Origin of the sequence: Saccharopolyspora sp., from assembly GCF_017434145.1 — a bacterium.
GTDB lineage: Bacteria > Actinomycetota > Actinomycetes > Mycobacteriales > Pseudonocardiaceae > Saccharopolyspora_C > Saccharopolyspora_C galaxeae.
On record NZ_JAFRFW010000195.1, the window covers coordinates 1 to 2,008 of the forward strand.

2 protein-coding genes are annotated in these 2,008 nt (G+C 72.4%); one reads left to right on the plus strand and one right to left on the minus strand.

Going from position 1 to position 2,008, the window contains the following annotated elements:
• Window positions 1–1,313, minus strand: a 1,313-nt coding sequence (locus IJH84_RS05365; protein ID WP_295140996.1) for an MFS transporter, incomplete at its 3' end; no start/stop codon positions are given.
• A 113-nt stretch (window positions 1,314–1,426) separates the two neighbouring features.
• On the opposite strand from IJH84_RS05365, the gene IJH84_RS05370 reads away from it, so the two are divergent.
• Window positions 1,427–2,008, plus strand: a 582-nt coding sequence (locus tag IJH84_RS05370) for an SRPBCC family protein (protein WP_295140998.1), incomplete at its 3' end; no start/stop codon positions are given.

The following is a 2,008-nucleotide window of genomic DNA, read 5'->3' on the forward strand; positions in this document are numbered from 1 at the left end:
AGCAGGTCCAGCGGCACCACCCCGGCGGTGGCGGCACCGGGCCGGGACATCGCGGCCACGAGCACTCCGCCCAGCCCCTCCAGCAGCGCCTGCCCGAGCATGTCCGAGAGCTGCAGCGCGGCCGAGTTGAGCCCGCGCCGCTGCGGTTCCGACAGCGACAGCACCCGGACCGAGGTGCTGGAGATCGCGATGCCCATGCCCGCACCGCCCAGCGACCACAGCCCGAACACCGCCCACGCGGGCCCCCAGGCCGGTGCGATCAGCACCAGTCCGGCGACCGCGGTAGCCACCAGCAGCAGACCAGCGCCGACCAGGTACTCCCGCCGGATATCACGCCGGGAGCTCTGGAAGAACGCACCGGCCGACCAGCCCAATGATCCGACGGTGAGCGGAATTCCGGCCGTGGCAGGCGAGTAGCCGTGCACGACCGACAGCGTCAGCGGCACGAACGCCTGCGCGGTGATGAACACCCCCGCGAGCAGCCCGCGCGCGAGCACCATCACCGGAATCCCGGACTGCCCGCTGAAGGTGCCGCGCGGCAGCAGCATTCGCAGCGACGGAGCCAGCACGAGCAGCGCCACGACGCCGATCACCACGACCGGCACGGAGGTGTTCCCGTCCGTCGCGGTCTGCGCCGCCCAGTTCACCCCGACGACCCCGGCCGCAGCACCCACCGCAGCCAGCGGCAATCCCGGCGCACCGGCCGGGGATGCGGTCTCACCGGCCCCGAGCCGCCGCACCGTCGGCACCAGCAGCAACGCCCCCACCAGCATCAACGGCGCGAGCCCGAGGAAGGTCCAGCGCCAGCTGAGGTGCTCGGTGAGCAACCCGGTGATCGCGGGCCCGACCAGCGCGGGCACCACCCAGGCCGCGGACAGCGCACCGAACGCGGCAGGCCGATCCCGCTCCGGGTAGACCCTGGCGATCAGCACGTACAGCGCCACGATCTGCCCACCAGCGCCGATGCCCTGCATGGCGCGCGCCACCAGCAGGCTCGGCATGTCCGGGGCGAATCCCGCGATCAGCAGCCCGAGGCCGAAGGTCGGCATCGCCACCAGCAGCGGCGCCCCTGGGCCGCGGCGGTCGGCGATGCGCCCGCCGACGACGTTGCCGATCGCGCTCGCTGCCAGGAAGACGGTGAACGGCCACGAGTACCACTGCTCGGCGTGCAGCTCGCGCACGATCGTCGGCAGGGCGGTGCCGATGCCCATCGCCTCGAACGCGGCCAACGTGATCACCAGGACCAGGCCGATGGTGAAGTTCCGCCGCCCCGGGCTCCACAAGGCGCTTTCTGAGGTTCCGTCAACGCGCACCCGGCGAGCCTGCAACTTGCACGGGGGTACAAGTCCAGCGAAGTCGCCCGCACGGGCGCAACGCCTGGTTCAATCGCGCCCGGGATGCGCACTTTCGGCGAAGGAGAGCACCGATGCCCGAGGTCGAGCAGCAGATCAATGCCGTCACCCGCACGGTGGGCACTCGCGAACTCGAGGCAGGCACGGCGAACGTCGTGACGATCGCGCAGAGCTGCCCGGCGCCCGTGGCGGACGTCTGGGACGCCTGCACCAACGCCGAGCGGATTCCCCGGTGGTTCGCGCCGATCAGCGGGGATCTGCGGGAAGGCGGCCGCTACCCGCTGGAGGACAACGCGGGCGGCACCGTGCAGCGCTGCGACCCGCCGAACGGCTTCGACGCGACCTGGGAGTTCGGCGGCGCGACGAGCTGGATCGAGGTGCGGCTGACCGCCGAGGACGCGCGCAGCACGCGGATGGAGCTGCGCCACATCGAACTCGACAACGACAACTGGGCCGAGTACGGGCCGGGAGCCGTGGGCGTCGGCTGGGACATGGGGCTGCTCGGGCTCGCGGTGCACTTCACCGGCGACGCGGCCTACGGGGCGGAATGGATCGGGTCCGCGGAGGGCAGCCGGTTCGCGTGGCTCAGCAGCAAGGCGTGGTGCGCGGCGAACATCGCCGCCGGAACGCCGGAGGCGCAGGCCACGGCGTGCGCG